19 protein-coding genes, 1 tRNA gene, 1 pseudogene and 3 riboswitches are annotated in these 25,232 nt (G+C 60.3%); of the genes and pseudogenes, 8 read left to right on the top strand and 13 right to left on the bottom strand.

What is annotated here, in order from left to right; translation table 11 throughout:
• Positions 1-53: 53 nt before the first annotated feature.
• The 3 genes from gcvP to ACIY1O_RS10920 all read right to left on the bottom strand — a co-directional run bounded on the left by gcvP (position 54) and on the right by ACIY1O_RS10920 (position 4,758).
• The gene (gene gcvP, locus ACIY1O_RS10910) at positions 54-2,930 is read right to left on the bottom strand and encodes an aminomethyl-transferring glycine dehydrogenase (RefSeq protein ID WP_397475112.1); all 2,877 of its coding nucleotides are present in this window, start codon (positions 2,928-2,930) and stop codon (positions 54-56) included.
• A gap of 16 nt (positions 2,931-2,946) precedes the next feature.
• The gene (gcvT, locus tag ACIY1O_RS10915; protein ID WP_397475113.1) at positions 2,947-4,086 is read right to left on the bottom strand and encodes a glycine cleavage system aminomethyltransferase GcvT; all 1,140 of its coding nucleotides are present in this window, start codon (positions 4,084-4,086) and stop codon (positions 2,947-2,949) included.
• Between the two features lie 42 nt (positions 4,087-4,128).
• Positions 4,129-4,226: riboswitch (glycine riboswitch) on the bottom strand.
• A 17-nt stretch (positions 4,227-4,243) separates the two neighbouring features.
• A riboswitch (glycine riboswitch) is annotated at positions 4,244-4,329 on the bottom strand.
• A gap of 219 nt (positions 4,330-4,548) precedes the next feature.
• Complete coding sequence (locus ACIY1O_RS10920) at positions 4,549-4,758, bottom strand: hypothetical protein (protein ID WP_397475114.1); 210 nt, start codon at positions 4,756-4,758, stop codon at positions 4,549-4,551.
• 219 nt (positions 4,759-4,977) lie between these two features.
• Between ACIY1O_RS10920 and ACIY1O_RS10925 the strand changes: the two genes are divergently transcribed.
• Positions 4,978-6,513, top strand: coding sequence for a 3-hydroxyacyl-CoA dehydrogenase (locus ACIY1O_RS10925; RefSeq protein WP_397475115.1), 1,536 nt, complete (start codon positions 4,978-4,980; stop codon positions 6,511-6,513).
• A gap of 238 nt (positions 6,514-6,751) precedes the next feature.
• Here the strand turns inward: ACIY1O_RS10925 and ACIY1O_RS10930 are convergent, their stop codons facing one another.
• Complete coding sequence (locus ACIY1O_RS10930) at positions 6,752-7,702, bottom strand: c-type cytochrome (RefSeq protein WP_397475116.1); 951 nt, start codon at positions 7,700-7,702, stop codon at positions 6,752-6,754.
• Positions 7,703-7,950: 248 nt separating this feature from the next.
• On the opposite strand from ACIY1O_RS10930, the gene ACIY1O_RS10935 reads away from it, so the two are divergent.
• Positions 7,951-8,025, top strand: a tRNA-Arg gene (locus ACIY1O_RS10935).
• Positions 8,026-8,031: 6 nt separating this feature from the next.
• Here the strand turns inward: ACIY1O_RS10935 and ACIY1O_RS10940 are convergent.
• Together ACIY1O_RS10940 and ACIY1O_RS10945 are read right to left on the bottom strand one after the other, a co-directional pair.
• Complete coding sequence (locus ACIY1O_RS10940) at positions 8,032-8,868, bottom strand: universal stress protein (RefSeq protein ID WP_397475117.1); 837 nt, start codon at positions 8,866-8,868, stop codon at positions 8,032-8,034.
• Between the two features lie 9 nt (positions 8,869-8,877).
• Complete coding sequence (locus ACIY1O_RS10945) at positions 8,878-10,359, bottom strand: SulP family inorganic anion transporter (RefSeq protein WP_397475118.1); 1,482 nt, start codon at positions 10,357-10,359, stop codon at positions 8,878-8,880.
• Between the two features lie 457 nt (positions 10,360-10,816).
• Here ACIY1O_RS10945 and ACIY1O_RS10950 point away from each other — a divergent pair, with 457 nt between their 5' ends.
• On the top strand, positions 10,817-11,389 hold the full coding sequence (locus ACIY1O_RS10950) for a trimeric intracellular cation channel family protein (RefSeq protein ID WP_397475160.1): 573 nt from the start codon (positions 10,817-10,819) through the stop codon (positions 11,387-11,389).
• A 151-nt stretch (positions 11,390-11,540) separates the two neighbouring features.
• Here ACIY1O_RS10950 and ACIY1O_RS10955 read toward each other — a convergent pair whose 3' ends face one another.
• The 6 genes from ACIY1O_RS10955 to gshA form a co-directional block, all read right to left on the bottom strand.
• On the bottom strand, positions 11,541-12,506 hold the full coding sequence (locus ACIY1O_RS10955; protein WP_397475119.1) for a mechanosensitive ion channel family protein: 966 nt from the start codon (positions 12,504-12,506) through the stop codon (positions 11,541-11,543).
• A 77-nt stretch (positions 12,507-12,583) separates the two neighbouring features.
• Complete coding sequence (locus ACIY1O_RS10960) at positions 12,584-14,188, bottom strand: PepSY domain-containing protein (protein ID WP_397475120.1); 1,605 nt, start codon at positions 14,186-14,188, stop codon at positions 12,584-12,586.
• A gap of 10 nt (positions 14,189-14,198) precedes the next feature.
• Entirely contained in the window at positions 14,199-16,379 is a 2,181-nt protein-coding gene (locus ACIY1O_RS10965) for a TonB-dependent receptor (protein WP_397475121.1), read from the bottom strand.
• Positions 16,380-16,637: 258 nt separating this feature from the next.
• A complete protein-coding gene (locus tag ACIY1O_RS10970; protein ID WP_397475122.1) occupies positions 16,638-17,027 on the bottom strand; it encodes a DUF2946 domain-containing protein in 390 nt (129 codons plus the stop codon).
• Positions 17,028-17,113: 86 nt separating this feature from the next.
• Positions 17,114-18,439 carry a sodium-dependent transporter gene (locus tag ACIY1O_RS10975; RefSeq protein WP_397475123.1) on the bottom strand — a complete coding sequence of 442 codons (1,326 nt, stop codon included), beginning with the start codon at positions 18,437-18,439 and terminating at the stop codon, positions 17,114-17,116.
• Between the two features lie 41 nt (positions 18,440-18,480).
• Complete coding sequence (gshA, locus tag ACIY1O_RS10980; RefSeq protein WP_397475124.1) at positions 18,481-20,061, bottom strand: glutamate--cysteine ligase; 1,581 nt, start codon at positions 20,059-20,061, stop codon at positions 18,481-18,483.
• A 160-nt stretch (positions 20,062-20,221) separates the two neighbouring features.
• On the opposite strand from gshA, the gene ACIY1O_RS10985 reads away from it, so the two are divergent.
• Entirely contained in the window at positions 20,222-20,719 is a 498-nt protein-coding gene (locus ACIY1O_RS10985; RefSeq protein WP_397475125.1) for a hypothetical protein, read from the top strand.
• Positions 20,720-20,820: 101 nt separating this feature from the next.
• On the opposite strand, the pseudogene ACIY1O_RS10990 reads toward ACIY1O_RS10985, so the two are convergent.
• A pseudogene (locus ACIY1O_RS10990) lies at positions 20,821-20,928 on the bottom strand (helix-turn-helix domain-containing protein); the annotation flags it as partial.
• Positions 20,929-21,060: 132 nt separating this feature from the next.
• Positions 21,061-21,139: riboswitch (SAM riboswitch) on the top strand.
• On the opposite strand from ACIY1O_RS10990, the gene metX reads away from it, so the two are divergent.
• The 4 genes from metX to ACIY1O_RS11010 all read left to right on the top strand — a co-directional run bounded on the left by metX (position 21,129) and on the right by ACIY1O_RS11010 (position 25,232).
• A complete protein-coding gene (gene metX / locus ACIY1O_RS10995; protein ID WP_397475126.1) occupies positions 21,129-22,379 on the top strand; it encodes a homoserine O-succinyltransferase MetX in 1,251 nt (416 codons plus the stop codon). (Overlaps the previous riboswitch by 11 nt.)
• On the top strand, positions 22,376-23,041 hold the full coding sequence (gene metW / locus ACIY1O_RS11000) for a methionine biosynthesis protein MetW (RefSeq protein WP_397475127.1): 666 nt from the start codon (positions 22,376-22,378) through the stop codon (positions 23,039-23,041). Before metX ends, metW begins: the two co-directional genes overlap by 4 nt.
• A gap of 28 nt (positions 23,042-23,069) precedes the next feature.
• Positions 23,070-24,317 (top strand): muropeptide transporter, encoded by a 1,248-nt coding sequence (locus ACIY1O_RS11005; RefSeq protein WP_397475128.1) that lies wholly within the window; start codon positions 23,070-23,072, stop codon positions 24,315-24,317.
• A gap of 132 nt (positions 24,318-24,449) precedes the next feature.
• A complete protein-coding gene (locus tag ACIY1O_RS11010; protein ID WP_397475129.1) occupies positions 24,450-25,232 on the top strand; it encodes an exodeoxyribonuclease III in 783 nt (260 codons plus the stop codon).

Raw genomic sequence — 25,232 nt, forward strand, 5'->3', positions numbered from 1 at the left:
GCTCAAGGCTGGCTCCCGGGCGGGAAACAGGCCCCACGCTGCGCACCCGGGCTTCAGGCTTCCACTTGCTCTTGGGCATATTGTTCGATGGGAATGCACGAGCAGAACAGGTTGCGGTCACCGTAGCTGTTGTCCACCCGGCCCACAGGGGGCCAATATTTATTCTGCCTCAGGCTGGGCAAGGGGTAGGCAGCTTGCGAGCGCGTGTAGCCATGGTTCCATTCGTCGGCCGTAACCATGGCCGCGGTATGGGGCGCGTTGCGCAGCGGGTTGTCTTCGGCGGCGAACTCGCCGGATTCGACCTTGCCGATTTCGTGACGAATGGACACCATTGCATCGATGAAACGGTCCAGCTCGCACAGCGTCTCGCTTTCGGTTGGCTCTATCATCAAGGTGCCGGGCACGGGGAAGCTCATGGTCGGGGCGTGGAAACCATAGTCCATCAGCCGCTTGGCCACATCTTCGTTGGTGATGCCGGTAGCCTTCTGCAAAGGGCGCAGGTCCAGGATGCACTCGTGCGCCACAAGCCCGTTTCGGCCGCTATACAGTACGGGGTAATGATCGCGCAAGCGCGTAGCCAGATAATTCGCTGCAACAATGGCGTTGCGCGAGGCATCAGTCAACCCTTGTGCGCCCATCATGGCGATGTACATCCACGAAATGGGCAAGATGCCGGCCGAGCCGAAAGGAGCGGCGCTGACTGCGCCGATGCCTTCGGAAGAACGTTGATAGCCGCCGGCCTGGTGATTCGGCAAGAAGGGCGCCAGGTGTGCTCCGACCGCAACCGGCCCCACGCCGGGGCCGCCGCCCCCGTGGGGTATGCAAAAGGTTTTGTGAAGGTTCAAATGCGACACGTCACCGCCGAAAAGGCCGGGCGCCGCCAGGCCCACCATCGCGTTCATGTTGGCTCCGTCGACATAGACCTGGCCGCCGTGCTGGTGCACGATATCGCACACGTCGCGCACGGTTTCTTCAAAGACTCCGTGCGTGGAAGGGTAGGTGATCATAATGGCCGCCAACGTGGCGCTGTGCTGCCGGGCCTTGGCGCGCAGATCGTCCAGATCGATATTGCCCTGGTTGTCGCAAGCCACTACGACCACCCTCATGTCCACCATCTGGGCCGAGGCGGGGTTTGTTCCGTGTGCAGACGAAGGGATAAGACATACATTGCGTTCGGCCTGGCCACGCGAGGCATGGTATGCACGAATGATCTGAAGGCCCGCATACTCGCCCTGTGAGCCCGCGTTCGGTTGCAGGTTTACCGCCGCGTAGCCCGTCACTGCGCACAGCATGGCTTCAAGCTCGTCGATCATCTGGCGATAGCCCTCGGTCTGGTCTTCCGGAGCCAGCGGATGGATGTCGGCGAATTCGGGCCAGGTAATCGGGATGATCTCGCTGGTCGCATTCAGCTTCATGGTGCACGAACCCAGCGGAATCATGCCGCGGTCCAACGCCAGGTCTTTGTCTGCCAGACGCCTCAGGTAGCGAAGCATCTCGTGTTCGGAGTGATGCGAGTTGAATACCGGATGGGTTAGATAGGGGCTTTGACGAGCCAGCTCGGCGGGATAACCCGGCGTTTGTTCTACATTCAGCGCGTCGTAGCGGGGGGCTTGCCTGTCTTGGGCGAACACATTCAAAAGAGCTTCGACGTCGGCGGCTGTTGTGGTTTCGTCCAGCGATATGCCAACGTGTGCGTCGTCGACCAGCCGCAGGTTCATGCCGCGGGCTATGGCCGAGTCGACTATGGCTTGTGTTGCGGGGCCGGTACGCAGGGTCAAGGTATCGAAATAGCTTTGGTTGCTTCTTTGCCAGCCGAGCATGGCCAGGCCGGCCGCCAGGGTTGCGGTCAGGTCGTGGACGCGTTGGGCGATGCGCTTGATTCCGGCGGGGCCGTGATAAACGGCGTACATGGCAGCCATGATGGCTAACAATGCTTGCGCCGTGCATATGTTTGAGGTGGCTTTTTCTCGTCGTATGTGCTGTTCGCGCGTTTGCAAGGCCAGGCGATAAGCCGGGTCGCCCTGAGTATCGATGGTGACTCCTACCAGACGGCCCGGCAGCGAGCGCTTGAACTGGTCATGCACCGCCATGTAGCCGGCATGGGGTCCGCCAAAGCCCAGGGGAACGCCGAAGCGCTGTGCGTTGCCCACGACTACGTCGGCGCCCCATTCACCTGGCGGGGCAAGCAAAGCCAGCGCCAGCAAGTCGGCCGCCACTGCCACCAGGCCACCTTGTTCGTGTACGGCCGTTGCCAGGGCGCGGTAGTCGCGCACGTTGCCATCCACGCCGGGATATTGCAGCAACACACCGAAGGCGCCGGCTTTCGCAGCCTGGTCGGCGGGGCCCACCTGCACAGTGATATCAAGCGCCTGAGCCCGGGTGCGCACAACCTCCAGCGTTTGTGGCAATACATCGTCGGCGACGAAAAAGACGTTGCGGACCGAGCTGTTGCGGTTGACGCGAAGCAACAGTGTCATGGCCTCGGCCGCCGCTGTTGCTTCGTCCAGCATCGACGCATTGGCGATTTCCATGCCGGTCAGGTCTGTCAACATTTGCTGGAAGTTAAGCAGCGCCTCGAGGCGTCCTTGCGAGATTTCGGGTTGATAGGGCGTGTAGGCCGTGTACCAAGCCGGGTTCTCAAACAGGTTGCGCAAAATGACGGCCGGAGTGAAGGTGCCGTAATAACCTTGGCCGATGAAATTGCGGAAGACCTTGTTTTGCGTCGCGCGCGCCCGCAACTTGGCCAGCGCATCATTCTCGGAAAGCGGTTCGGTGAATTCACCCAGGGGCAGGGTGGCAGTCTGTCGTATTGCGGGCGGTACGACGTCGTCGATCAGGGTGTCCAGGCTGTCGTAGCCCAGAGCGTCGAGCATGTGTCGCCGCTCGTTCGCGTCGGGGCCGATATGGCGCTCGCTGAAGAGTTTGCTCATCTTGTATTCCACAGGTTCAAACTTTTATCCGGCCGTTACGCACGAAGGGCGGTTGCACTACCCGGGCGCGCACTGTCTTGCCGCGTATGAGCACATGCACTTCGGCGTCTGTCTCCACATCTAGGGGCAGCCGTGCCAGGCCGATGCTTTGATTCATAGTGGGGCTGAAACTGCCGCTGGTGATCACTCCTTCGCCGGCAGGGGTTTCGACTTGCTGTCCGGATCGTAAGACCCCCGCGCGGTCCAGCGCGATCAGTCCGGCCGACTTCCACCTCTGCCCTTGTTCGCGCAGTGCCGCCTTGCCCACGAAATTGCGCGAGGCGTCCAGGTCGACGGTCCAGCCCAGCCCACAGTCGAGCGGCGAAGTGCGTTCATCCATATCCTGGCCGTAGAGGTTCATGCCGGCCTCCAGGCGCAGTGTGTCGCGCGCTCCGAGGCCCGCGGGACGGACGCCGACGCTCAGCAGTTCGTTCCAAAGATCAATTACCCGATCGGCCGGCAAGATCAGTTCGTGACCATCTTCGCCGGTGTAGCCGGTTCGCGCGATCATGACTTCGCCGAATCGTGGGTCAGCGTGATATATCGCATGGAAAGGCTTGAGGTCGCCCGCCGCCGCCTCGGCGCGCGGCATTGCCTGCCAGCAGCGTGCACGTGCCTGGGGGCCTTGCACTGCGATGATTGCTAGGGCAGCGGCCCCGGCCGGCTCGTCGCCGAAGCGCCGAGGCGTCAGCGCAACGTCGGCGCTTTGCAGCTGTACCTGTTGGGCGAGCCATGCCAGGTCGTGCAGCGCGGTGGCTGCATTGACGATGAGTCGATAGCGGGTGTTGCTTTCGAAATACACGATGAGATCGTCAAGAATGCCGCCCTGGGGGTTCAGCATGCAGCTGTACAGGGCCTTGCCGGCAAGCTGCAGCTTGTCGACGTTATTGGCCAGAACGGTGCGCAGGAAAGGGCGGGCATCGTTGCCTTGCACATCTATGACGCACATGTGCGAAACATCGAACATGCCGGCGGCTTGCCGCACCGCATTATGCTCGTCGATCTGTGATCCGTAATGGATGGGCATTTCCCATCCGCCAAAATCAACCATGCGTGCGCCCAGCTCTATATGACGGGAGGCCAGCGGGGTTTGTCTGAGAGGTGGGGTGCTTGTCATATCCTGGACTTTAAAACGGTAAAAGCGAAGCATTTGCTTCGTTGTTCCCGCTCTGTCCTTGATACCTGAGAGATTCGAGCCGAGCGGCCCAGCCCCTTCGGTGAGCTTCTCGGTGGAAGCTGCTCTCCAGAGTAGCGCGCCCCTTCCACTGCGGGCAGCGAGTCAGCCGGTCCTTGAGCCTGAGAGTTTTGGGAGTGCACCTTCGGCGGCGTTTTTGTGGACGCGCTCTCCCAGCTGACTGCCGCAAACTTTAGTGGTTGAGTGAAATGGTGTCAAGCGGACAATGCCGCGTCCCGCTTCTTTGCGCCGGAAATACGGACGAGACGGACCAGAACGATCAAATCGAGTGTGCACCATACAAAAAGCCGGCTCGCGCATTGTGTGCGTGAGCCGGCTTTTAAAACTCGTATGTAACGGCTGGGATGGCGCCGTCGCGCGAGTGGGTGCTACGAGGAGGAAGAATCAGGCCGCGGTGACCTTGTGACCGTCTTTGCGTGCTGCGTCCATGTCGTTGGACACGTCGGCGGCGTAGGAAACAAGCTTGGCCTGCGCTTTCTTGACTAGAGTGCCGATCCAGTGGAGCAGCGTGGGCTGGTTGTAATAGCTGTTGATTTCGCCGTGGATCAGCGCGCGCTCGAGGGAATCAGTCATTGCGATGTTGTATTTGGTCATGGCAGGCCTCCGTATTGTAAGTTTGGCTCTTGTGGAGCAGATGACCCATTATAGGGTATACCCTAGTCTTATGCAAGACTTATTTAAGGGTATACCCTCAATTTGCCAGTTTGTTGGTTTTGTTCGACATCGATAGCTCTTCTTCTGGTCCGGGAAGCGGTCCAATCCGTTCTATGATTAGGGTTTTGTTTGCAATCGGGCAGTACGGAGTCGGATGACATGAAAAAGATCGAAACCATAGGAATCGTCGGTGCGGGCGCCATGGGGCGCGGCATAGCGCAAATTGCGGCTCAGGCCGGCCTAAGGGTGTTGCTGTACGACCTGAACGCGCAGGCGATTGCGGCTGCACGTGACAGCCTCGACAATATCTGGCAGAAACTGTCCGGCAAGGGCAAGATCACACCCGAAGCGGCGCAAGCCTCGTTGCAGCGTGTCGAGGCTTGCACCGACCTTGCCGCGATGTCGGCCGCACAACTTGTGGTCGAGGCGATTGTCGAGCGGCTCGAAGTCAAGCGCGATCTTTTCCAGCAGCTTGAAGGTATAGTTGCCGACGACTGCATTTTGGCCTCGAACACTTCGTCGTTGTCCATCACGGCCATCGCGGCGGGATGCCGCAAGCCGAACCGGGTGGCCGGCTATCATTTCTTCAATCCTGTTCCGCTTATGAAGGTGGTCGAGATTATCGACGGATTGCGTACCGACGCTTCCGTTGGCGATGCCCTGATGGAATTGGCAAGAACCATGGGCCATACCCCCGTGCGCGCCAAGGATATGCCGGGCTTTATCGTCAACCACGCCGGGCGTGGCATGAACATCGAGGGCCTGCGCCTGGCGCAAGAGGCCGTGGCTCCGTTCTACCAAGTCGACGCGATCATGCGCGAGCAGGCCGGCTTCCGGATGGGGCCGTTCGAGTTGCTCGACCTTACCGCGCTCGACGTATCCCATCCCGTGATGGAATCCATCTATCAGCAGTTTTACGACGAGCCACGCTTCCGGCCTTCCCCTATCACCGCCGTGCGTTTTGCGGGCGGCCTGCTGGGTCGCAAAACAGGCGAGGGCTTTTACCGCTATGTCGAAGGCGCCAAGCAGGTTCCGGAATCACCGCCGGTTCCTTCGTTGCCCCAGGGCTTGAAGGTCTGGGTGGCGCCGTATCATTCAGTTGGTCACAAGCGTGCCGCGGCGTTGCTCAAAGAGCTGGGCGTGGGCGTCATCTCTTCAGATGCGCCGCCTGCCGACGCATTGATCGTGGTCACCCCTTTTGGCGAGGACACGTCCAGCGTGGTGGCCGAATATCTGCTCGACGGCGAGCGCACAGTGGCCCTGGATACCTTTTTTGGACTCGAGCAGGGCAAGCGCCGTGTGGTGATGTGTTCGCCGGCCACTTCGGCCCAATGGCGCGATGCGGCTCACGCCTTGTTTGCGTCGGACGGCACCGCGGTGTCGGTCATCGACGATTCGGCGGGTTTCGTGGGTCAGCGGATGGTGGCCAGCATAGTCAACGTGGCCAGCGACATAGCCCAGCAAACCATTGCCACTCCCGGCGACATCGACCTGGCGGTGTCGTTGGGCCTGGGCTACCCAAGGGGCGGCCCATTAAGCATGGGCGATTCTTTGGGTGCGGCGCTGGTGCTGGACATTCTGCGCAATATGCACCGAGTTACCGGCGATACGCGCTATCGCGCCAGCCTGTGGTTGCAGCGGCGGGTACAACTGGGGCTGCCGCTTACCGCCGAGCCCGCCTGCACAGCCGGCTGAGGGCGCGAGAGGGGCGCTGACAGTACGGCGGCGCTTCTTTCAGCGAAGCACAACCTCGAGTCAATACCAGGCTGCTATGCCGATTTTCGGCCGAGGCATCCAGCCTCAAAAAAAAGCCGCTCGTACATGAACGAGCGGCTTTTTAGTGTTGCTGCTACAGGGTAGTGGTTCGATTCTGTAGTACTGCCTTCTTGGGCGTGGTTGAGCCTCTTGATGATCGAGGCTGGGCACTGACACTCTATTGGGACTCATGCACCATGTATTCAACCGCGGCGCGGATTTCGGCGTCGGAGGCTTGCGAGCCGCCTCGTGGAGGCATGGCGCCCTTGCCGTGGATGGCGATTTCGACCATGGTGTCCATGCCGGTGGCGATGAGGGGCTCCCAGGCGGCTTTGTCGCCGAGCTTGGGTGCGTTGGCTACGCCCGCGTCGTGACAGGCGAAGCAAACAGATTTGTATAGTTTTTCGCCGGCGGGATCGACCGCGGCGGTTTCGGTTGCCGCCGCAGCTTGTTCTTGCTGGGCGGGCTCGGCGGCAGCTTGCTCGGTTTCGGATTGGGCCGCATCGGCGGGTGCCGCAGCGGCCGGTTGGGCTTCGGTGGGTGTTGCCTGAGCGGGTGCTTCGGCGGAAGCCTGGGCAGCGTCGGCGTCGGCTTCTTCGCCCTCGGCAGGCTCGGCGGGTTCGTCGAACGAGGCGCCCGACTCGTTGGCCATATAGACCATGGCGCGCTCTACTTCGAGATCGCTTAGCGTCGGGTTGCCGCCCTTGGCGGGCATGGCGCCCTTGCCGTGGATGGCGATTTCCAGCAGATGCTCGTAGCCGTCTTGTATGAGCGGGGCCCAGGCGGCTTTATCGCCGAGCTTGGGCGCGCCGGCCACGCCGGCCGTATGGCATGCGCTACAGGTGGACTCGTAGACCTGCACGCCTGTTTTGAGAACCTTGGGCGCGTTGGCGTCGACCAGGGCGAAGCCGGCAACGGGCTCGAGCCGCGAGGCAATGGCTTCAGGAGTTTGAGCATCGGAACCGGCTGCGGGAACTGCGCCGCTGATGACCAGCCTGATCAGCAAAAAGATGATGATGACCGGAACGATGAAAGCAAGGATGACGGTGACAATGAGTTGCTTGGGCGTTTTGATGAGGCCTTCGTGCCCCTCGATGGTTGCTTCGACGTGGTCTTCTGTGTTGTTCATGATCGAGTCCTGCGTTTCCTAACAAAGGAACAAAGCCTTTATATAAGCCCTGTCTACAAAGCTTTTATGGTTCGAGGCCCCATCCGGACGATGCCTGCCAGATGGGTTGTCTGTGTGTTCGTGTCTAGCAATTTGCTTCTTGACGACGCTGCAACGCAAGGTCGTCGTTCACAAACCGTACGATTATACCGGGTGTGCCCGACGAGTGCAGGCCGCCTTTAAATCAGGCTACAATGGCGGTCTTTGCAGCGTCCGTAGTTCAATGGATAGAATGAGAGTCTCCGAAGCTCTTGATACAGGTTCGATTCCTGTCGGACGCGCCATTATCCTTATCTCAGGATAAACGCCGGAATATCCGTTCGGCGCAGAATCGTCGTTGTAGTGCTGCCCACCATCCACTGCCTGATTCTCGAGTGCCCGTAGGCGCCCATTACCAGCATATCCATTCCTTTTTGCTTGGCGAAGCCCAGCAGGGCATCAGCCGGTTCGCCGTCCAATCTTTCCGTGTCTATGTCGAAACCGGCGTGCCGCAGTGTTTCTGCTGCGTGGTCCAGGGCTTCGGCGTCGCCGCCCACCGTGGCAATGACACCTTGCAAACCACGTAACATCGGGCTATTGGCCACCATCTCTACCATGGCCCGCCCTGTTGCGCTGGCATCGAACGCGATGAGAAAGCTTCGCGGAGGCTGAAAAGAACCTGTTGCCACCAGGATGGGGCGCTTCAGTGTTCGTACGGCGCCCTCAAGATTGTGGTCCAGCAGGAAACGTTTGGGTTTGTGCTTGTAATCGTGTTGTCCCAGTACGAACAGGCGGGTGTCGTCCTCGAGTTCGAGCAAAGTTTCAACCAGTTCTCCGTGCCGCTGTCGGACGCCGACTTCCTTGACCCCGGAAGAAACGGCGCGTTGCTGCGCAGACTCGAGTATTCGCTGGCCGTGTTCGCGAGCCAGCGTATTCCGGCGCTGGTCGAGATCGGCTAGTTCGGCCAACAATGTTTCATGCGCTCCAAGGCCGATGCTGCCACTGGCGTCCAGACGTTCTTGCGGACTGGGAACCAATACGTGTAGAAACTCTAAAGCAGCATCCACGCGCATGGCCGCCCAAGCCGCGTAGTCGCACACCGCTTCGGTATAGTTTGCCCCGTCAACGCATGCAGTGATCTTGGTCATCTGGACTCCTTAGTTTTCAGTCAGGTCGATGCCGGCGTTTGGCTTGTCGTGGATACCGTAACGGTCGACGAGCGTGGCGCTGGCCTGATTCATGCCAACGACGTCCACCATCGTGCCTTCGCGACGATATTTAAATACCACCTTATCAAGCGCATTCACTGCGGTGATGTCCCAAAAATGCGAATTGCCGACATCGATGGTGACGCGATCGACGGCTTCCTTGAAGTCGAACGCGTTGGTGAACCGCTCGGAGGAAGCAAAGAACACTTGCCCGCGGATAAAGTATGTCCTGTGCAACGTGTCGTCGGCAAGCTCGGACGTAACCTGGAAGAGCCTGCTTACCTTCGCCGCAAAGAATAGAGCGCTTAGCAGCACGCCGACAAAAACGCCCTTGGCCAGGTCGTGGGTGGCCACCACGACAATCACCGTGGACACCATGACGATGCTGGAGCTTTTGGGGTGGGTTCGCAGGTTGCGGATGGACTCCCAGCTGAACGTGCCGATAGAGACCATGATCATGACGGCCACCAGCGCCGCCATGGGTATCTGCTTGACCCAGGGGCCCAGGAAAACCACCAGGATCAACAGCACCACCCCAGCCGTGAGCGCCGAGAGTCGTCCTCGCCCTCCTGATTTAACATTGATGACTGATTGCCCGATCATGGCGCAGCCGGCCATCCCTCCCATAAAACCCGAAGCGATGTTGGCGATGCCTTGACCGGCGCACTCGCGGTTTTTGTTGCTGGGCGTGTCTGTCAGGTCGTCTACGATGGTTGCCGTCATCATGGATTCAAGCAGGCCCACCACAGCCAACGTCAAAGAATAGGGCAGGATGATCTTGAGCGTTTCAAGGTTGAGGGGAACGTCGGGTATCAGGAAAATGGGAAGGCTGTCCGGCAGCTCGCCCATGTCTCCCACCGTGCGTATGTCCAGCCCCAGCGCCATGGCAACCGCCGTCAGAAGGACGATGCAGACAAGCGGAGAAGGAACCGCCTTGGTTACGTAGGGTAGAAGATAGATGATGGCGAGACCTGCCGCAGTCATGGCATACACAACCCACGTGACATTGATCAGCTCGGGTAATTGCGCCATGAAGATGAGGATGGCCAACGCATTGACAAAGCCCGTGACCACAGAGCGCGACACAAAACGCATCAGGGCGCCCAGCTTCAAGATACCCGCCAGAATCTGAAGCAGGCCGGTAAGCAGCGTTGCCGCAAGCAGGTATTGCAATCCATAGTCCTTGACCAGCGTCACCATGACCAGCGCCATCGCGCCGGTTGCGGCGGAGATCATGCCGGGACGCCCGCCCGCGAAAGCAATGACGACGGCGATACAGAAGGATGCGTATAAGCCCACTTTCGGGTCCACGCCTGCAATGATGGAAAACGCGATGGCCTCGGGTATCAAGGCCAACGCAACGACCAAGCCGGCAAGCAGGTCGCCTCGAACGTTGGAGAACCAATCCTGGTGTAGTGTTTTAGTAAGCATATGAAAGGCAACGTCACGCGCCGCCGATGTCACAGCGGGTAAGTGTGATAGGAACAAAGAAGTATGGAGGCCGACGGCTTCTGGCAATAATTCTGCCAGGGCAGGCAAGGGATGAGCCGCCGACCTATGGCGGACAATTGCGTCGATTCACATTCGAGTGGATCAGGCGATAGGGAGGATGCATTGGCAGGTGGGACCGTTGTAATCGCAATCAGGCGGCAGTAATTAGCACCGTCGGAATCAACGAGGCATTATATCCGAATGACTTTTCTACTCTCGAAACCAAGTGGACGATTGCTTTTTCGATACCACTGGGGCGGCAGAATCCGTGTAACGTAAAATCCGGCTATATCCGCCGAAGCCGCGAGGGCCCGGCGATGCCGAATAACCACTATGAGAATCGTGCGCCGCCATGGTATTGCTGACTCTTTTTATCATTGCCATCACCGCCGAAGCCATGACGGCCGCGTTGGCAGCCGGCCGGCGTGACATGGACTGGGTGGGGGTGTGCATCATTGCTTGCGTCACCGCCTTGGGCGGCGGTTCGGTCCGCGATGTGTTGCTGGGTCACTATCCGCTTACATGGGTGGCTAATCCCGAGTTTTTATGGATTACCGCAGGTGCGGCCATTATCACCGCCCTGATCGCCCCGGTAATGCGTCGGCTGCATAATCTTTTCCTGTTGCTTGATGCCCTGGGGCTCGTGGTGTTTACGGTGATCGGCTGCCGCATTGCGCAGGAAATGGACTTGCCCATTACCATCGTATTGGTCAGCGGCATGATCACCGGCTGTGCAGGCGGCGTGCTGCGTGACATTCTGTGCAACGATATTCCGCTTTTGCTGCGCAAAGAGCTCTATGCCAGTGTGTCGGTCCTGACTGGGGGCGTCTTCATGACCGCTCAGGCCCTGGACTTGCACATGAATATCTCGATGCTGATTGCCATGATGCTGGGGCTGACGATGCGTATATTGGCACTGCGATACAACTGGCAGATGCCCAAATTTGTATATAGAGACGAATGGCGTTAACGAGCGGGTAGCTGCAGGCGCTGCGAACTAGCTCTCCACGGAGCCCGGTGGCGGGTTGGCTCTGGCAGGACGCCAAAGCGCTTCCCTCGTGTACTCCACGAAATGGACGCTGCCGCAGACCCGTTTTTAAGAGTCGATTGTGCTAGCTGCGTCAGGCTCGGGTGTCGTCTTGTCGGCTGGATTCGGGCTTCGAGTTACGGACGTCGTCAAGCGCGATGACATTCAGCCGGCTGATGGGGGTGGGCAGCCCTTGTCTCCTGATCGTGTCGTCGATGGCGGCCAGCATCGCATCGCGACGGTCCATGTCTTCGGCAAAGCTGGACACCCAGTATTTGACTCTGTAGGCGATGCCCTCGCTTTCGTAGCTGACAGCGCGGACACTGGGTTTTTGGCCTTCGGGTGCAGCGGGGTCCGAGACTGCCATGGCGGCGTCCATAAGAATTTTCTTGGCCTCGGCCACGGGGATGTCATGGCTCAGGATGATGCGCAGGTTGGCCCGGTAGTGCTTGCGTGGAGCACTGTAGTTGGTCAGCATCTGTCGCGAGATGTGGCTGTTGGGCAGGATCATGTAAGTGCTGTCGGGCGTTAGGATGCGAGTGGTGCGCCAGCCTATTTCTATCACCCGGCCGCTTGTCTCGGCATCGAACTTGACCCAGTCGCCGATGCGGTACGGCGCTTCCAGGCCAAGGGCGATGCCTGCCAATACGTCTGCCAGTACGTTGCGTATGGCAAAGCCCAACACCGCGATGATCAAGCCGGAACTGGCAAGAATGCCGCCGGTGGGGCGGCCCACCAGCAGTCCCACGGCGATGATGGTGGCGATGGTAAACAGCGCCGCGGTAAGCAACTCGCTTAGCAGCCTGGGTGTCTTGCGTTTTCCCTTGACCTTGCGCGCCACCGTCAGCTTGACGATGCGCGCCAGCAGCCAGGCCAGGGAATAGATGATGGCCGCCATGCTGAAGCGGCGGATAGCCTGCAGGTCGGCCTCTGAGACGGTGTCCCGCAGCGGGAAGGCGGCAAAGAATCGCAGCAGCAAAAATGCCAGGCACAGCAACGCCGGCCATAGCAGCCATAGTGTTCTGGTTTGCCAGGTTTCGTTTGCCGGGTTCTTGCTCAAGCGGATTGTCCTATGGGTGCTGACAGGCGGGTTATTGTTTCGGGTGAAACGGCCACCAGTATATTAAACGCTGGCGACTACGCACCGGGCCTTTTTGTTCGGGCAGTGCGCGTGTTGCGCCGTAGCCGGCGCCAACCTATCACTATGCCGGCGATACACACGACAATGCCGCCCAAACTAAGCAGGATCAAGACCACATCGCGTGCAGCTCCTGCCTGAAGCAGCCCGGGCGTGTCCCAACTATGCAGAAAATAAAACAGCCACCGGCCCACGCGTGCCTGTGATGAAACACTGGATGCAACCAGCCCGGTGTTCAGGTCAATGTAGACCCGGGTACGGTCGGGGTCGAGGAAATCAACACGCAAGGCGGGCAGGCCGCGAACCAAGGCCCCGTTCATGGCTTCGGGATGACGCTGATAGTAATAGGGGCCGTGTTCCGTGACGAGCTCTTCACGCGCTGTGGGCGCATTGAAAAGCCGCCTCGCAGCCGGTATCACCTGCTCAGGCTGCCAGGTCTGATCCACGGCGAGGCTGCCGTTCTGTTCCCTGACGATGCGGGTTCGGGCACGCCGGTCGTGGGCCAGTACGTAGGCCCGCCCGCCAAGACTATGCCAGGCCAGTTCGGCGGGGCGGAAGCCCTCGGCATTGAGGGCGGTGATTATCATTGCCGGATCACCCAGCGGGCCCGCCGGAATCTGGCGGTCTCCCGCATACGCGCTTTGGTTGGGCCTTTGCTTGGGCGAGAACACGCCTTCCGGGTTCATCGACATAAGACCGCTGAAGATCCAGGTGCATACGAAGCCGCCGAATAGCAGGCCGGCTACATGGTGCCACTTCATCCAGGGTTCGCGGTATGGTGAGCGCGACCCGGATTTATAGCGGCCTCCGAAGCGCCAGCGCCAAAGACCAACGCAAACCCCGCTGATCGCCGACACTGTCCCGACGAAGGACAGGACGATGACAACCCACGTCCAGACCGGATCTACCGATGAACTTCGAAACATGTACAGCCAGTGCAGCCATGCTCCGACGTAGTTCCAGCGCTGCTGCGATACAGAAGCATCCAGCACGACCTGGCCGGTGCGCGACGAAACATAGAGGGTGGCGGCCTTGGCGCCGTGGACATCGACCTTATGCAAGGGTCTATGAGCGTCCAGGCCGCCCGAGTGGGTCCATCTATCTTCGTCGATCAAGCCATGGTACGTAATGTCCAACGCATGCAACGGCCGCTCGGAAGACGGGTCGTTTTTCAAGCTCGCCCGGGCTTCGGGCGTTGAATCACTGTTTGGCGTATGTTGAGTCGCGGCGAAACGCGCGGCGGCGCGCATTGCCTCTTCGGCCGACACCGGCGCGGACTTGTCCTGGCCCGTGCCGCCATCGTACACGCGCAGTTCTCCGCCTGCCTTGACGACATAGGCGGGTGCGCCCGCGATAGAGGTCAGTACGACGGCATCCGGCATGCCGGCAGGATCGCCAACGGCATCATGCAGCCAGACGCAGCAGCCGCGCGCATCCAGCTCAGGCAGCGCGGCCAGCCGCTCCCAGGGCGTCAGCTTGGGGTAGCCGACGTACAGCATGACGATGCCGCTGACGAACCAGATCAGCATCAGCAGGCAGCCCGCGATGCCTGTCCATCGGTGGGTCAGGTAGACCAGCCGCTTTGATCTGGAAGCTAAGCTCATGGCGGTTGGACTAGAAACGGTGGTTCAGCGTCAGCTCGAAGCGCCGGCCCGGCCCGTACAGCCATTGTGTGGCCGTATAGTAGGCGGTCGTGAAATAAGGCCGGTCGAAGACGTTGTAGCCGCGCGCGGTCAGGGTGGTTTGCTTGCTTGCCTGCCAGCGCAGTGCGAGATCGGTGCTGGTGTACGAGGGCAGCTCCAGGGTGTTTGCGTTGTCGGCGTAGCGCTTGCCCACGTACTGGATGCCTCCCATGGCGGTCCAGCCGGGCTGGAAGTTCCAGCTAAGCCAGACGTTGGCCAGTTTCTGGGCGACATTGGGCGGCACTCTTCCCTTGCGGGATACGACGGAAGAGCCCAGGGGCTCGTCGAAGTCGTCGAAGCGGGCGCGCAGTATGGCGCCGTTGGCCTGCACGGACCAGTTCCGCGCGAATTCCAGCTTCAGTGATGCCTCGAGCCCGCGCGACGATTGCCCGCCCACCTGCACGCGCTGGCTGGGGTCGCTGGGATCGCGGCTGAGCAGATTGGTTTTCTTGATCTGATAGGCGGCCAGCGTCCATTCGCCCGCGTCCTGCCAAAAGCTTTGCTTCAGCCCGATCTCGATCTGCTTTCCCTTGGCCATTTCAAACTGGGCGTTGGCGGGGCTGAGCATCAGCAGGCCGCTGACGGGGTCGGCCGCCTGCGAATACTGAGCGTACAGCGCAAGGCCGGGATCAATGTCGTACACCATGCCCAGCCGGTAGCCGATGTTGGAGTAGCTTCGGTCAAGGGTCCGGGCGCCCTGGACCAAGTCGTCGCGATGCACATCGGCGTGGTCGTAGCGCAGGCCCGCAATCACCGCCCACCTGGAGGTGAGTTTGAGCCGGTTTTCCATGAACAGGGCATATTGCAGCGCCTCGTTGCGATAGCGGGGTATCGTCGGCTCGCCGCTGTGAAAGTAGCCCGGCTCGGGGTCGTAGGGATCAATCCGATCCGCGCTGCCAAAATAATTGTTGTTGTTGTGCTGGAACCGGCTTCGATTCACGTCGAAACCGATGGAGAAGGTGTTGGGCAGATCGCCCAGCTGTCCTTCAAATGCGGCGTTGGCGGTAAAGCCGGTCTGTCTCTGGTCGTGATGGATTTCGGTATTGTCCGAGCGGTCGATCATGCCCGATGCCGGGTCGTGGACATAGCGTTCGGCATTGTGCCAGTGCCGCTTGCTGCGGATGTGGTACAGCTTGGCCCGTATCGTGGCCGAGTCGCTGGGCGTCCATAGCGCGTCAAGCTCGGTCCATTGGTCGCGGTAACGGATCACACCATCGTCGACGTTGTAGTTCTTTTCGCGCAGGGCGTCCACCTGTCGCCCGTCGATCAGCGGGGTTCCAAAATAGGCCATGGGCTTCTGGTAGCCGTAGGCGTGGCTGAGCTTCAGGCTCAGGTCGCGGGTGGCTTCCCATTGCAGCGCGCCCGAAAAAGTAGCGTCGCGCGATTTGGCGCGGTCCACCCAGTTGTCAGAGCGGTTGCCGCTCAGGTCGAGGCGATACGACACGGTGTCGCTGATGCTGCCGCTGCTGTCCAGGCCCAGGCGAGCCGTGCTGTCTGTGCCCATCGTAGCCTGGAGCTCGTTTTCGACTGGGCCATGGCGGGGTTGGCGCGGCACGACGTTGACGACGCCGCCGATGGCGCCGTCTCCGTAGATCACCGATGCCGGCCCGCGCAGCACTTCGATGCGGTCCACCGACCACGTATCGAACGGAAACGTGACGCCCACGCCGCCGTACTGGCGCAGCCCGTCGTACAAGCGCATTACCGAGGTGCTGTCGGTAAAGCCGCGGGTTGAAAAGGACGAGCCGCCGTTGCCGGGATGGCCCATGGCGCTGATGCCCCCGGCACGTGTGACGGCTTCCGCAATGCCATGGTCGCCGCGCGTTTCAAGCTGGTTGCGATCAATGACGTCGATGCTGGCGGGTGTCTCGCGCGGAGTCAGGTTCAGGTTGGAGCCCGCCTGTGCGGGCCGGTCCAGCGTCGACGCCTGCTCGGAGGATACGGTGATGGGAGCCAGGGTGGCTGCCTGGCCCTGCGTCGGCTGGCTTTGTGCAAGCGCCGCCAGTGGGCACAGCGCGGTTGCGGCAAGCAGCGGCAGGTGACACAGCGCGGCGCCCTGGGTATGAATATGCATGATCGAGCGGCGGAGCGTCGATATGGACGGGAGTTTCATGAGTGCTTCCTGATGAGCCGGTATCGTTTCCGACGCTCGAGATGCCCTATGGCTCAGGCCGATCAGTGACAGGCTGGACGAAGCCTTGTAACGGACGGCCCGCGGCATGCTGTTGCCGAGCTGAAGCGGAGACGAAGACGAGTTTTCGATATTCCACCGTCGTTCGCCTCAAGGGCGAGCGCGAGTGCGCCGCATGTTTGAATGGGACGCTGACGCGCCCTCAAACCGGGCTGGGCGACGGTGCGGGTGGCTGTGGAATCAGGAAGTGGCGGGGGGCGCCCGGGCGAGCGCCGGACTCCAGGTTGTTTCGTTTTGCGGAGGAGTGTTCGGGGCCGCGGCGATGCGCAGCACGAAGTCGGTTCGCGTCGCGGGCGTGACAGCAACGTCTTCAGGAGAGGTGGAGGGATGGAAGCACAGCAGGCAGTGGCCTTCCTGAGCGTCGACTATTTGGCTTGATGTTGAATCCGGGTCGCCGTCGACCTGGATGGCGACGAGTTCGGGGCCGTCAACACTGCAAAGTTGAGCCCATACTATGCGCGATGCATCCGGCCCGCCCAGGCCCATCGCCAAAGAGGGGGCCAGCGTCGAGAACACAAAGGCCAGTAGTACCAGCCAACTGGTGGGTTGCCGTGCTTTTGAACGAGCCATGGTCGGAAGGCTATGGAAAATTAATCGCCGGGCTTGCCAGCGATTTTTTTGAATCTTAGCATGCCCTGTTGCCTGAAAGCGGCACGCTAACCGCGAAGGCCGTTCCAAAGAATGATACCTATGGCGATGGGGCTGATTACGCCGATTAAAATTCGGCGCCACGTGGCGACGGCCCCTTTTTTCGGCCGGCCGTGCCATTGGGTTTGGAGAGCTCGCCATATCACCCAGCCGGCAAACAGCGCGGTGAACAGCCCGCCCATGGGCAGCATGACGTTGGTGGCCACGTAATCGAGCCAGTCGAATGCGTTGCGATCACCCCATTGCAGCGCTGGCATCCCACCCATGCTCAGCGATGCCAGCGAGCCAAGAAGAAACAGGCCGACGCCCGCGGCCGCGCAGGCAGCGCGTCGGCTCAGCCCGGCATGTTCCATGAGAAAAGCCACCACGACCTCGAGCATGGAGATGGAGGACGTCAGCGCTGCGATGAACAGAAGCGCGAAAAAAATCATGCCAAAGAAATTTCCCCAAGGCAGATAGGAAAATACGATGGGCATGGTTACGAAGGTAAGGCCAGGGCCGGCGCCCTGGTCGAGTCCCAGCGCATATGCCGGCGGCAACACCAGAAGCCCCCCCAGGATGCAGCTAAGCAGGGTAAGCAAGGTTACGGTCAAGGCCGCGCGGCTGATATTGGTGGAGGCCGGCAGATAGGAACCATAGGTGGGCATGATTCCCAGCGCCAGCGACAGGGTGAAGAATGACAGGCCCAGGGCGTCAAGCACCGACTGCATGTTCAGGCCGGCAAAATCGGGCACCAGAAAGGCCGATACGCCCGCCCAGGCTCCCGGCACCATGAGCCCCCGAACGATCAGAAGGCACATCATGAAGAAGAGGCAGGGCATCAGCACCTTGGAAATGTCTTCGATGCCTCCGCGTACGCCTCCCGCAACGCCGCTGATGGTTGCCGCCATGAATAGCGCGTGATAGAAGAGCGGTTCCCAGGGATGCCCCGCCAGAGCGGCGAAATTGGCCTGGAGGATGTCCGGATCGCGCGTCAGCGCGGTGGTCATGGTCTTCCAGACGTAGGCGATGGTCCAGCCGCCCACCACGCTGTAATACGACAGGATGGTTGCGCTGGCAATGACGCCCAGCAGGCCGACCAGGCTCCAGGCGTTTCCGCCTAAGTGCCGGTAGGCGCCGAAGGCGCCCGCGTTGCCGGCCCGGCCTATGCTCATCTCAACCCGCAGCAGCGACAGGCCTATGGTTAATGTCAGGACGATGAACAGCAGCAGAAAGGCGCCGCTTCCCTGATGGGCGGTGACATAGGGAAATTTCCAGATGGCCCCCAGCCCAACCGCCGAGCCCGTGGCGGCGAGAATGAAACCCAGGTTTGATCCCCAACGGGCACGTTCCATGTCCTTCCCTCAGAGGTTGCCTATGCCGTTGATGCCGGGCCTTATGCCGCCGCAGCGGGGCGATACAGGCCCGCATGATAACGGGCGATGTAGTCGTCGAAACTTTCGGTGTCGTCCTGCTCGAGCTGCGCTTGGGCTTGCAGGGACTCTGTCGCGGCACGCATGAACGCTTGTTCGGTGGTGGAATCGAGTGGTGCGGCAAGCAAGGCGTCGCGGTGCGCACGGCTTTGGCGCACGGTGAACTCATGCAAGCCCGCGCCCGATTGGCGCAGGTCGCGAAGCAGGGTTGCCGAAGGGGTAAGCTCGGGATCGCGAATTTTGTCCAACTGGGCCAGCACCGCTTGTCGGTGATCATCGCCGGTGCCGGTTGCATCGAGCAATGCCGCGTATTCGAGCATGCGCTCGAGCAGATCGGAGCCCCAGTCTCGCAGGCTGATCTGGTTGCCGCGATGCGCAAGCGTCAGGCCCGGCTTGCGGCCTTCTTTGGCGACGAGGGCGAAGTTGTCGTGGCTGTCGCGACAGAAACCGTTCTGAGGAAAGAAGGGGCTGTCTTCGACTGCGCAGAACAGCAGGAAGGTATCCATGAAGCGGCTCGTTTCGGCGCTGATGCCCAACGGAGCGTATGGGTCGATGTCCAGGCAGCGTACTTCAACGTACTCGACGCCTCGTGCCGCCAGCGCAGTGGACGGACGCTCGCAGCGCTCGACGCTGCGTTTGGGACGGATGCTTGAATAGAATTCGTTCTCGATTTGCAGGACATTGGTGTTGAGCTGTATCCATTGCCCGTTCCGATGGGTTCCGATGGCCTGATAGGCAGGCCACGGAGTGGTCACGGCATCGTAGATGCGCTGCAAGAAGGTTTCAATGTCGTTGTAGCAAAGCTGCAGGTCGGATTGGGCCTTGTCCTGGTTGTTGTACCCCAGGTCGCTCATGCGCAGACTGGTGGCATAAGGCAAAAACAATGTGCCGGAATCCAGTGCATGCAGGTCGTGCCGCGCATCGCCCAGGAAGCTGCGCGACACGGCGGGCGAAGCCCCCAATAGGTACATCAGCAGCCATGAATAGCGAGTGAAATTGCGGATGAGCGCCAGATAGCCCTTGGAGCGGCGTTCGGCCGGGGTAGTGCCTTCGGTACCCAGTACCTCCCAGAGCTCTTCGGGCAGCGAAAGGTTGTAATGAACCCCCGCGATGCACTGCATGGTCTTGCCGTAACGTTCAGCCAGGCCGCGCCGATACACGTGTTTAAGCATGCCGCTGTTGGAGGTTCCGTACCAGGCGATTGGAATATCTGGCTCGGCGGGCAGGTGGCTGGGCATGGACTGATTCCAGAGCAGCTCGTTTTTCAGCCGCCGGGCGACGAACTTATGTACGTCTTCAAGTTCGGCCATCAAGCCGGGAACTGAGTCGTGGGTGCCGGTAATGAGCTCAAGCAGCGCTTCGGAATAATCGGTGGTGATGTGCGGATTGGTTAACGCGCTGCCCAGCACGCGCGGATGAGGCGAGAGGGCCAGAGCGCCGTCCGCGTCCACGCGCAGGCCTTCTTTTTCGATGCCGCGCAGTATGCCGGCGAGCATCGGAACATGAGACCGCAGTAGGCCGTGGCGTGGAGCGTTGTCAGTCATGGAAAGAGTCTATCTCTTGATACGAATGTTGGGATGATTTTACCCGAGCACTTACAATGCGCGGAGGGGCTTATTGTCGGCCATTTTCGTGGACTAGGCGAAAATACGCCGGCGCATTGGTGAAACGAGCTCCGGCAAGACATATGGGATCGAAATGGGGATGAAGCGGATCTGCGCGGGATTGCTCTTCACGGTGTGTATCGCGGGATGTTCGCCTGAATACAACTGGCGCGAAGTGGCCGTCGGCGACGATGTCGGCCTGGTATTGTTTCCCGACAAGCCCCGGGTCGAGACGCGAACACTGGAGTTTTCCGGTCAACAAGTGCGGTTCACCCTTACGACGGCCGAGGTGGGCGGCAGCATTTTTGCAGTGGGCCACGCACCGTGGCCACAGGCGATGCAAGCCGACGAACAGTTGCGGCGCGAACTGGGCCATGCGGTGATTTCGTCGCTTTACCGTAATCTGGGTGGCGAGGCCCCCGCCGAACTGCCTGCTTTCGGAGAGTCGTTTGACGTCGAGGGCTCATCAATGCAGCTTCAGGCCCGCGTCTGGTTATCGAGGCAGGCTCTGGTCGAGGGGATGGTCATGGGGCCGACCGAAGATTTTCCTAGCGCGGCTGCGGGCGAGTTTCTTGATTCGGTAGCCAAGGGACGCTGAGGGGGCGAGGCGCCGGGCAGAAAACCATGCTGGTATGCCGCTGCAATGGCGGCCTGGCGACCGCGCGCGCGAAGCTTCCGACAGGCGTTCTGGATATGAAAGTTGATGGTGCGTTCGGTTATGCCCAGGATGGCGCCGATCTCCCAACTGGTTTTACCCATTGAGGCCCAATGCAAGCATTCGTGCTCGCGACCTGTCAACGGCTTCATTCTGTTTTCTCCTGGTTACGGCTTGGTTGGCCGTTTGTTATTGATGTCTTGCAGTCCGAATGTATCAAGTTTATTCAAGAGGGTAAATCGACTGGGGACAAAAGCGCGCCTGCCTTGGTGCTAGAATACGATCATGTTAGTGGCGCCGATTTGCTTGATCCGCTTGCGGGCGCCTGATAAATCCAGCTAAAGAGGTCCATATGGCCCCATTGAACACATCCCTCGCAACCTCCCACGCCACATCAACCGCCTCGGCACAACCTGTGCCGGTTCCGGCCGGTTCCGTGGGCCTGGTGTCTCCCCAATTCATTACTTTCGACGAGCCGCTCAAACTGAGCAGCGGCCAGGTTCTGCCATGCTACGAACTTGCCGTTGAAACCTATGGTTCGCTCAACGCCGAGCGCAGCAATGCGGTCTTGATCTGCCACGCGCTCAACGCCTCGCATCATGTGGCGGGCATGTCGGCGGAAAACCCCAAGGACGTCGGCTGGTGGGACAATATGGTGGGGCCGGGCAAGGCCGTGGATACCGACCGTTTCTTCGTCATTGGCGTCAACAATATCGGTTCGTGCTTCGGCTCGACCGGGCCGGCCAGCATCAATCCCGAGACCGGCAGGCCTTGGGGGGCGTCGTTTCCCATGCTTACGGTCAAGGATTGGGTGCTTGCCCAGGCCCGCCTGGCGGATCATTTCGGCATCGATAAGTTTGCCGCCGTGATGGGAGGGTCGCTGGGCGGCATGCAAGCGCTCGGGTGGGCCATTACGTGTCCTGAGCGTGTCGAGCATTGCATTGTCATTGCCAGCACGCCGCGCCTGTCCGCACAGAATATCGGCTTCAACGAGGTTGCCCGCCGCGCCATTATCTCGGACCCCGATTTTCATGGCGGCAACTACTATGATCATGGCACGGTGCCCCGCAAGGGCTTGGCGGTGGCGCGAATGATCGGCCATATCACCTATCTTTCCGACGATGATATGGCGGCCAAATTCGGCCGCACTCAACGCTCTCCGGCCGAGAACGGCGAATATCATTACGGTTACGGCGTTGAATTCGAGGTTGAGTCCTATCTGCGTTATCAGGGCGACAAGTTTTCCACTTATTTTGACGCGAACACGTATCTGCTGATAACGCGAGCGCTGGATTATTTCGATCCGTCCCGCACAAGCGGCGGCGACCTGGCCAAAGCGCTAAGCGTGGCCAAGGCCGAGTTCCTTCTTGTGTCTTTCAGTACCGATTGGCGCTTTCCGCCGTCGCGCTCGCGCGAGATGGTGCAGGCGCTGCTTAAGAACAAGACGCCGGTCACCTATGCCGAGATCGACGCGCCGCACGGTCATGACGCCTTTTTGCTGGAAGATGCGCGTTACCACGCGGTCGTGCAGGGGTACTACGATCGCATCGCTTCCCAGCTCGGCCTGCCTGAACGTCAATCGGTCAATGGGGTGCTGGCATGAGCCAAGATGTCTTGACACGGCAGGCGTTGGGGCCCGGCGAGCCAGCTGACAAACATGGTTTGCGGCCCGACCTGGCGCGCATCGCCGACTGGATCGCGCAAGGCAGCCGGGTGCTCGACCTGGGCTGCGGCGACGGGACCTTGCTGGCGCATCTGCGCGACCATAAAAGTGTAGACGGAGCGGGCGTCGAGTTTAATGACGCCCGGGTGATCAAAGCGGTGCGTCGCGGCGTGCGGGTCATACAGCAAAACCTCGAGGAAGGCCTGGCCCTGTTCGACGACCAGCAATTCGATTCGGTGGTCTTGTCGCAAACTCTTCAGTCGATGCACCATACCGAGCACATCCTGAAGGAAATGGCGCGTGTGGCGCATTACGGCATCGTATCGTTTCCCAATTTCGGCTATTGGCCGCACGGGTTTTCCATTTTGCGCGGACGCATGCCCGTCACGGGCGAGATGCCCTATCAATGGTACGACACGCCGAACATCCATCTATGCACGCTCAAGGATTTCGAGTCCCTGGCTCAAAAGCTTGATCTGCGCATCACGCACCTGGCCACGTTCAACCATGCAAAAGAGGTAAAGTTCTTGGCGGGCTGGCGAAGTACGCTGGCCGTTTATCGTTTCGAATCGCCCATGGCGTCGAGGCAGGGACAACCTTAAAACAATTCCGGGGGCGGCCATCGCTTCATTGACCAACGTTTATGCCAGCCCGCGCGTTGCGCCATTGCTGGTGCTCGGCTTTGCCAGCGGCTTGCCGCTGGCACTTACCAGCGGAACCTTGCAAGCCTGGGCCACCGTGTCCGGGGTTTCGCTGCAGAATATCGGTTTTCTCACTTTGGTCGGCACGGCGTACACCCTGAAATTCCTTTGGGCTCCGCTGGTTGATCGGTACGCGCCGCCCTTTTTGGGGCGCCGACGAAGCTGGATGTTCATCTGCCAGGTTGTGCTGGCTATCACTATTGCGTGCATGGGGCTGCTGTCGCCGGCGCAGAATCTGGGATGGCTGGCGATGCTGGCCGTCTTGGTCGCCTTCTTGTCGGCCACCCAGGATATTGCGTTCGATGCCTACAGCACCGATGTGTTGCGAGACAAAGAGCGCGCCGCGGGTGCTGCACTGAAAGTGCTCGGGTATAGGCTGGCAATGATTGTCTCAGGCGGCTTGGCGCTGGTGCTGGCCGGCACGTGGTTGGGCTGGGAACACACCTACATGCTGATGGGCGCTTTCATGCTGATCTGCGCCGTGGCTACCTTGCTGGCCCCGGAACCCGAAGTGGTGGCACAAGCGCCGCGCACCCTGGGCGAGGCCGTGGTACAGCCGCTGGCCGAGTTCTTCAACCGCCGCGGCGCGGTCATGATTTTGCTGCTAATCGTGTTGTACAAGTTGGGCGACGCCTTTGCCGGCGCCCTGTCTACCACGTTTTTGCTGCGTGGCGCGGGTTTCAGCGTAGACGAAGTCGGCATGGTCAACAAGATATTCGGTCTGGCCGCCACCATCGTGGGCGCCCTGGCGGGCGGGGCCTTGATGTCTCGCATGGGTTTGTACCGGTCGCTGATGTGGTTCGGCCTGTTGCAGGCGGTGTCCAACTTTGGCTATTGGGTACTTGCGGTGACGCCGCCTCATTTGTATTCCATGGCCCTGGTGGTGGGTGTCGAGAACATTTGCGGCGGCCTGGGCACCGCCGCTTTCGTGGCGCTGCTTATGGCGTTGTGCAACCAGCGCTTCTCGGCCACTCAGTTTGCATTGCTGTCCGCCTTGTCGGCGGTGGGCCGCACTTATCTGGCGGGCCCCCTTACTCCGCCTCTGGTCGAGAACCTGGGATGGCCGATGTTCTTTGTGCTGACCGTGCTTATCGCCTTGCCGGGGTTGCTGCTGCTGTGGTGGAAGCGGCGTGAAATCCGTGATCTGGATAGCACTCCCGAGCCTGGCGCCGCCTAAGCCGCGTCGCAAGTTGGTTAAGCTTCAGGACTCAGGCGCTGGGGCGCCCCTTGGGGGCCGGGGGGCTACCGCGTCGTTGCTGCGCTCTGCAGGCTATGATGCGGGTTGTTTTTTCATTATCCAGGGGTTGTGATGTTGCGTGTTATTTCCGCCAATCTGAATGGAATCCGGTCTGCGACCAGCAAGGGTTTTTTACCTTGGGCAGAGGCGCAAAATGCCGATTTCATCTGTTTGCAAGAGCTCAAGGCGCAAGAGGCCAATATGACCCCGGAAATGCTGGCGCTACCCGGCGCCACGGGGTATTTCCATTATGCCGAGAAAAAAGGCTATAGCGGTGTGGGCATCTATGCGCGCCACGAACCCAATGATGTGATCGTGGGGCTCGGCGTGCCCGAGATCGACGCCGAAGGCCGGTATCTGGAGCTGGTCTACGACAAGCTGGCGCTGATTTCCGTCTATCTGCCTTCAGGCTCCAGCGGCGAACATCGTCAAACCGCGAAGTTCGCCTTCATGGAGCATTTCTTTGGCCATCTGCACGACCTGTCGCGACGCGGCTGCCAGGTGATATTGTGCGGCGACTGGAATATCGCTCACCAGGAAATCGACCTCAAGAACTGGAAGGGCAATCTCAAGAACAGCGGCTTTCTGCCCGAAGAGCGGGCTTGGCTGACGCGGGTCTTTGATGAACTTGCCTGGGTCGACGTATATCGCCGCTTGTATCCGGACGCCACCGGCGAAGCCTACACGTGGTGGAGCAATCGCGGCCAAGCCAGGGCCAACAATGTGGGCTGGCGCATTGATTACCAGATCGCCACGCGCGACATTGCCAACACGGCCACGCAGGCATCCATCTATAAAGAGCAGTGGTTCAGCGACCACGCGCCGCTTACCATCGATTACGACTGGAAGCTGTAG

Origin of the sequence: Pusillimonas sp., from assembly GCF_044464525.1 — a bacterium.
Lineage (GTDB): Bacteria > Pseudomonadota > Gammaproteobacteria > Burkholderiales > Burkholderiaceae_B > Pusillimonas.

Bases quoted from the DNA above. Each gene is read 5' to 3' on its own strand.
- ACIY1O_RS10965 (WP_397475121.1), bottom strand. From the start codon at position 16,379: ATGAAACTCCCGTCCATATCGACGCTCCGCCGCTCGATCATGCATATT.
- ACIY1O_RS10945 (WP_397475118.1), bottom strand. From the start codon at position 10,359: ATGCTTACTAAAACACTACACCAGGATTGGTTCTCCAACGTTCGAGGC.
- ACIY1O_RS10985 (WP_397475125.1), top strand. From the start codon at position 20,222: ATGAAGCGGATCTGCGCGGGATTGCTCTTCACGGTGTGTATCGCGGGA.
- gshA (WP_397475124.1), bottom strand. From the start codon at position 20,061: ATGACTGACAACGCTCCACGCCACGGCCTACTGCGGTCTCATGTTCCG.
- gcvT (WP_397475113.1), bottom strand. From the start codon at position 4,086: ATGACAAGCACCCCACCTCTCAGACAAACCCCGCTGGCCTCCCGTCAT.
- ACIY1O_RS10950 (WP_397475160.1), top strand. From the start codon at position 10,817: ATGACGGCCGCGTTGGCAGCCGGCCGGCGTGACATGGACTGGGTGGGG.
- ACIY1O_RS10930 (WP_397475116.1), bottom strand. From the start codon at position 7,702: ATGAACAACACAGAAGACCACGTCGAAGCAACCATCGAGGGGCACGAA.
- metX (WP_397475126.1), top strand. From the start codon at position 21,129: ATGGCCCCATTGAACACATCCCTCGCAACCTCCCACGCCACATCAACC.
- ACIY1O_RS10925 (WP_397475115.1), top strand. From the start codon at position 4,978: ATGAAAAAGATCGAAACCATAGGAATCGTCGGTGCGGGCGCCATGGGG.
- ACIY1O_RS10940 (WP_397475117.1), bottom strand. From the start codon at position 8,868: ATGACCAAGATCACTGCATGCGTTGACGGGGCAAACTATACCGAAGCG.
- ACIY1O_RS10920 (WP_397475114.1), bottom strand. From the start codon at position 4,758: ATGACCAAATACAACATCGCAATGACTGATTCCCTCGAGCGCGCGCTG.
- metW (WP_397475127.1), top strand. From the start codon at position 22,376: ATGAGCCAAGATGTCTTGACACGGCAGGCGTTGGGGCCCGGCGAGCCA.
- ACIY1O_RS11010 (WP_397475129.1), top strand. From the start codon at position 24,450: ATGTTGCGTGTTATTTCCGCCAATCTGAATGGAATCCGGTCTGCGACC.
- ACIY1O_RS10960 (WP_397475120.1), bottom strand. From the start codon at position 14,188: ATGAGCTTAGCTTCCAGATCAAAGCGGCTGGTCTACCTGACCCACCGA.
- ACIY1O_RS10970 (WP_397475122.1), bottom strand. From the start codon at position 17,027: ATGGCTCGTTCAAAAGCACGGCAACCCACCAGTTGGCTGGTACTACTG.
- gcvP (WP_397475112.1), bottom strand. From the start codon at position 2,930: ATGAGCAAACTCTTCAGCGAGCGCCATATCGGCCCCGACGCGAACGAG.
- ACIY1O_RS10975 (WP_397475123.1), bottom strand. From the start codon at position 18,439: ATGGAACGTGCCCGTTGGGGATCAAACCTGGGTTTCATTCTCGCCGCC.